Consider the following 5764-nt stretch of genomic DNA (forward strand, 5'->3'; position numbering starts at 1 on the left):
TTTTAAGGCTCGTTCAATATTTAGCATTCTTCTGGCCAATTTCTGCTTGAACCATTTTACCTTATTTCCCAACAACTCTAATATAATTCTGTCGTCCTCATACAATGGTTAGGGGCGAATGCCATTCGCCCCTACCATAAGGACTCTTATCTTTAAAATACTGAATAACACCGATGCTACCGAATTTGATATGATGAAGAAACTGTGGTTAATTTGGGTGTTTATGACTAGAAAACGTTTAATTATTGAAATGGGAATGGGTGTAGATCAACATGGCCAGGAGCCAACAGTAGCAGCAGCTAGAGCTGTCAGAAATGCCATTGCCCATAATGCTTTGCCTGGTGTATGGGAGGTAGCAGGTTTAAGTCATCCTAATGAAATGATTGTAGAAGTACAGGTGGCTGTACCTTACCCGGAACAGGTGCGGGTAGAAGAGGTTTTGGCTGTATTGCCTTTTGGCCAGAAAAGTATAAGTGTCGAAGATGGGGGAATGGTAATGCAGGGTCGAGCAATTCCTGAATTAGAAGATAAAAATGATGAGATGTTAATTGCAGTGGCTGCAGTGACTGTATTTGTTCCTCAATAAAGATAGGACACGATCAAAAAAAAAATCTGCTATGAGTTACTACAAAGCACACAGCAGATATATAAATCACTTAGTTGAGGTTACTATAACTTAGTTGAAATTCACAATTACTATTATTAATGATTTTTAACAAAAAAAACCTCAATTTTGCCAATCTTTACCAAATCTTTAAATAACAAGGTAAGATTGATAAAGATTTGATGAAGATGACTATATAATTTTTCGGAAGTATTTTAGCAAATACTATNAATTCACAATTACTATTATTAATGATTTTTAACAAAAAAAACCTCAATTTTGCCAATCTTTACCAAATCTTTAAATAACAAGGTAAGATTGATAAAGATTTGATGAAGATGACTATATAATTGATATTTATTCGAGCAAAGACAATTATATTTTCTGCTATAATATAAATATTTTTTCTGTAACAAAAAATAGTTAAATAATTGTATCTCCAGTAGTATCATATTAAATCCGGTACTATTGCTCTAATTTAGATATTGTAGGGGCGAATGGCCATTAGCTACGCACAACTTTCCTATCGGAATGCTCCGCAAACATGTCGGCTCAAGCGCCGAAACGTTTTATATGTCGCGTAGCGTTAACGGAGTTGTGCGATAGCAAAACGCCCCTACAGGGGTAAGGATGGAAGATAATTGACAAATATTTGGCAATGATTGAACATGGAATATTGTTTTATACAAAATCAAGTAGATTTGATATCAGTCATCTGAGGACAAAGGAAACTTGGAGCCTATTCTAGTTGTTTGTAGATAAATCTTTTTTAAAGTATTAATATCCCTAGATGAAATAGGGGGAGGTTCTGCCACCTGAGAATAATACATAACATCAGTTTTTTCAGGACTATGACCCCAAATACCCAAAGCATGACCAAACTCGTGACGAGCAGCAGCAGGTAAATATTTACCTACTTGCATAGGGCTCAAGGAAATCACGAAATTATGAAATAAAATTCCATTCTCATCTTGATATAACTGATAGCGAGTTTCTGCCGAACGCGCTCTTAGTTTTCCTGGTCTTAAGGGAGGTCGTTTATTAAAAATTTTAATATCAGCAATTTCTGGGTTGTCTACCACTTGCAAAGGTAAATAAATATTCCATTCCCAAATAGCATCTACTACAGTCTTAACCCATTGACTAGACCGAGACTCATCATTATCAGAAGATTCCACATAAACCTTAATAGGAAACTGCGACCAAATTAGATAACCTACATCCTGAACTTCAATTTGATCAAAATAATCATCACTATTATTGGAGTCTTGCCATTCTACCAAAGTTTCTGGTAGAGGATAAGATTTCAGAGGTGGCAAGTCTTGAGAAGTAACTGCCGTCGTTGGAGTTGAAAACAAAAAATAGAAAGCTATTATCCAAATAGCAAAACCGCAAAAAAAGAAACGCAAATAAACGGATACTATTCTGTTAATAAACATTATACCAAGCTTGATAAGTGTTTGTTAAAAATGGTAGGGACGTTTTGCTGACGCAAAGCTCCGCTTTTCATATCGGCGACAGCCGAAGTGCGTAATTAGGAGCATTCCAGAACGGAAAGTTGTGCGCCAGCAAAACGCTGCACAACATGTTTGCGGAGCATTCCGGAACGGAAAACGCATTTTTGCCTGTGCAACGTCCCTAGAAAAGAAGGAAGAATTTTAAAAAAAAAACTGTAGGGGTTTGGTCTCCAAATCCAATTTTCCCTAGGGTTTGGAAACCAAACTCCTACCCTCAAATATTATAACCTAACCTTTACTAACCCATAAACAAAGGTTGGCAGCATTAATTAAAAATTCAACTACCAACCTTTTCAATTTTGCCTTAGTTTTGATTGAGCGATTAATTTACGCTTCAGATGCAGTTTCAGTTTCAGCTTCAGCTTCCACAGCTTCAACATCCTCAGATTCTTGCATCATTGCTAGAGTTTTAGCCTTGTCTAACTTAAACACCAAAATACCCAAAGGAGGCAAACACAAATCCAAAGACTGTGGATGATCGTGGTAGTACCAATCATCAGTCCACTTACCACCTAAATTACCCATATTGCTGCCACCATAATTACCAGCATCGCTATTAAATATTTCAGTATAGAACCCTGGTTCAGGTACACCGATGCGATAATGACTATGGGGTTGAGGAGTAAAATTACAAACCGCTACCACAAAATCTTTCCCATCTTTAGCACGACGAATAAACGAGACCACACTATGATTATTATCACTACAATCTATCCACTGGAAACCTTCCTCAGTACAATCTTGTTCATACAAAGCAGGTTGAGAACGATAGAGCTGATTCACATCCCGGAAAAATCGTTTCATCCCTTGGTGAGCATCATGTTGGAGCAAATGCCATTCTAAATCGCCCCAAACATCCCATTCACCCCATTGAGGAAACTCCATCCCCATAAACATAGTTTTCTTACCAGGGTGAGTAAACATATAAGCAAATAACGCCCGGACATTAGCAAACTTCTGCCAATCATCCCCTGGCATTTTACCCAACATATTACTCTTACAATGTACCACCTCATCGTGAGACAGAGCTAACATATAGTTCTCACTATGGTGATACCAAATACTGAAAGTAACATTATTCTGGTGGAACTGTCGGAACCAAGGGTCCATTTCAAAATAGTCGAGCATATCGTGCATCCAACCCATGTTCCACTTGAGGTTGAAACCCAAACCACCAACATAAGTAGGCCAAGTTACCATTGGCCAGGCAGTAGATTCTTCTGCAATACAAAGAACACCAGGATAATAACCGAAAATCAAATGATTAACTTGACGGAGGAAATCAGCAGCTTCGATATATTCTACGCCTCCGTATTGGTTAGCAATCCATGCACCATCCTCTCTCAAATAGTTGAGGTAGACCATAGAAGCAACCGCATCTACCCTAAAACCATCAATATGATACTTTTCAAACCAGAAAAGGGCATTTGAAACTAGGAAGTTACGGACTTCATTACGACCATAGTCAAATACTAAAGTACCCCATTGCTTGTGTTCACCTTTGCGGGGGTCTGGATGTTCATAGAGGTGAGTACCATCAAAGAAAGCCAAACCATGTCCATCTTTGGGAAAATGTCCTGGTACCCAGTCTACAATTACGCCAATACCATTTTCATGGCATTTATCCACAAAATACATGAAGTCTTCAGCATTACCATAGCGAGAGGTAGGAGCAAAAAATCCTGTAACCTGATAACCCCAAGAACCATCAAAAGGATGCTCTGCCACAGGTAACATTTCGATGTGGGTATAGCCCAAATCTTTAACGTAGGAAACCAGACGGTCTGCTAATTCTCGGTAGGTAAGAAAACGAGCATCTGGTTTAAGTTCCGAGACTTGCACTACACGCTCGGTTTCCCCATTAGGCAGTTTAGCTGGTTCGGCAGAAGCAGCGTGAATCCAAGAACCCAAGTGACATTCATAGACAGAAATGGGTTGAGTCAGAGGGTCAGTATGGCGACGTTTCTCCATCCATTCTTGGTCGTTCCAAGTATAGGAGTCTAGGTCAACAACAATAGAAGCTGTTTTGGGCCTTACTTCCTGTTGATATCCATAAGGGTCACTTTTTTCATAGATGTGTCCTTCCCAGTTTTTAACCTCATACTTATAATGTTCTCCAGGGCCAATATCAGGAATAAATAGTTCCCAAACTCCTGTATGTCCTTTCCGCATTTGGTGTTTACGACCATCCCAATGGTTAAAGTCTCCTAAAATTGAAACATTACGAGCATTGGGTGCCCAAACAGCAAAGTAGACTCCTTTGACTCCGTTAATTTCGGCAATATGTGCCCCTAATTTTTCGTAGATGCGGTGATGATTTCCTTCTCCAAATAGTTGGAGGTCGAAGTCTGTAAGTTTCGCAGAGCGGAAAGCGTAGGGGTCATAGATGACTCGTTCGTGTTCTCCTTCTTTGATTTTAAGTTGATAGTTGGCCAGTTCCGTGGTGTCGATTACACATTCAAAGAAATGAGGGTCATGGACTGACTGCATTGAGTATTCTTTCCGGTCTATCGGAGAGATCACTGAGACAGCTTCGGCATTTGGTTGGTAGGCTCGGATTACTGTCATAGCTTTGCCATCTTTTTCTATCTGATGGGCACCGAGGACTTCAAAGGGGTCATGATGATGGTTCCAAACTATTTGGTTAACTTGGTCTGCAGAAATTGTCATTTTTGTCAATATATTTTTGTTAACAATTAATTAAGAATGCCACAATATGGGGAAAATATGCTAGTCGATGATGCCCAACTAGGATAAATTCTCCAAATATTTGGTTGTACAGAGCTGATGGTCATTTCAGTTAGCCTCCTCCGGAGGAACTGCGCAATTCAGTTAGCCTCTTGCCTCCTGCGGAGGAGCTGCGCTAACAGAGGANTTTGTCAATATATTTTTGTTAACAATTAATTAAGAATGCCACAATATGGGGAAAATATGCTAGTCGATGATGCCCAACTAGGATAAATTCTCCAAATATTTGGTTGTACAGAGCTGATGGTCATTTCAGTTAGCCTCCTCCGGAGGAACTGCGCAATTCAGTTAGCCTCTTGCCTCCTGCGGAGGAGCTGCGCTAACAGAGGAACTGCCTCTTGCCTCCTCCGGAGGAGCTGCGCTAACAGAGGAGCTTCGCTAACGTTAACAGTTATCAGTACCTCAGGCTGTTTGCGCAGCATGACAAACGGAAACCCAGAGGCTTGAAATACCGCTTTTTCATTCCCTTAAAAGGGAAGACTTGAGACCTGATTTTTTGGTCAAGAGGTGAAACAAGAGTTCAACTGTCACCTTTTTACCATGACAAGTGCTTCTGAAACGATTAATAGTTATGAAACGAAGTCTTTCGTTTCATCGGATTAACATAAGTATACAAATATACAGCTCTAGAGAGTTAAATGAGTCATAAGTCAGGAATTAGGAGCCAGCAGTCAATAACTACAGAATGATATAGTCTATCATTTCTGTTTATGTTTTGCTTCCTTTGATGCGAATTCAAAAGTTCTCAAATAGTTCAGTTGGTGTAAAATAAATTTCCTAGTTGAGAGAAGTAAAATCCAAGAGATGGTAGGGAAGATGTATAATTAATTTGGTATAGCTACTTAGTAATCCTAAATAGATTATTATCAATTAAATAATAAATAAACTGCTATAT

The 5764-nt window shown here is 39.1% G+C and carries 3 protein-coding genes; 1 reads left to right on the forward strand and 2 read right to left on the reverse strand.

What is annotated here, in order from left to right:
• The first annotated feature begins 223 nt into the window (after positions 1 to 223).
• The gene (locus AFK68_RS13710; RefSeq protein ID WP_094673288.1) at positions 224 to 586 is read left to right on the forward strand and encodes a Lin0512 family protein; all 363 of its coding nucleotides are present in this window, start codon (positions 224 to 226) and stop codon (positions 584 to 586) included.
• 725 nt (positions 587 to 1311) lie between these two features.
• On the opposite strand, the gene AFK68_RS13715 is transcribed toward AFK68_RS13710, so the two are convergent.
• Positions 1312 to 1962, reverse strand: coding sequence for a matrixin family metalloprotease (locus AFK68_RS13715; protein WP_246844177.1), 651 nt, complete (start codon positions 1960 to 1962; stop codon positions 1312 to 1314).
• A gap of 486 nt (positions 1963 to 2448) precedes the next feature.
• Positions 2449 to 4791 (reverse strand): 1,4-alpha-glucan branching enzyme, encoded by a 2343-nt coding sequence (gene glgB / locus AFK68_RS13720; protein ID WP_094673287.1) that lies wholly within the window; start codon positions 4789 to 4791, stop codon positions 2449 to 2451.
• Between the last annotated feature and the right edge of the window lie 973 nt (positions 4792 to 5764).

This window comes from Hydrocoleum sp. CS-953, assembly GCF_002260545.1.
Classification (GTDB): Bacteria; Cyanobacteriota; Cyanobacteriia; order Cyanobacteriales; family Microcoleaceae; genus Trichodesmium.

What these genes read in the sequence shown, in the direction of transcription:
- AFK68_RS13710 (WP_094673288.1), top strand. Translation starts at nt 224, where the DNA reads ATGACTAGAAAACGTTTAATTATTGAAATGGGAATGGGTGTAGATCAA.
- glgB (WP_094673287.1), bottom strand. Translation starts at nt 4,791, where the DNA reads ATGACAATTTCTGCAGACCAAGTTAACCAAATAGTTTGGAACCATCAT.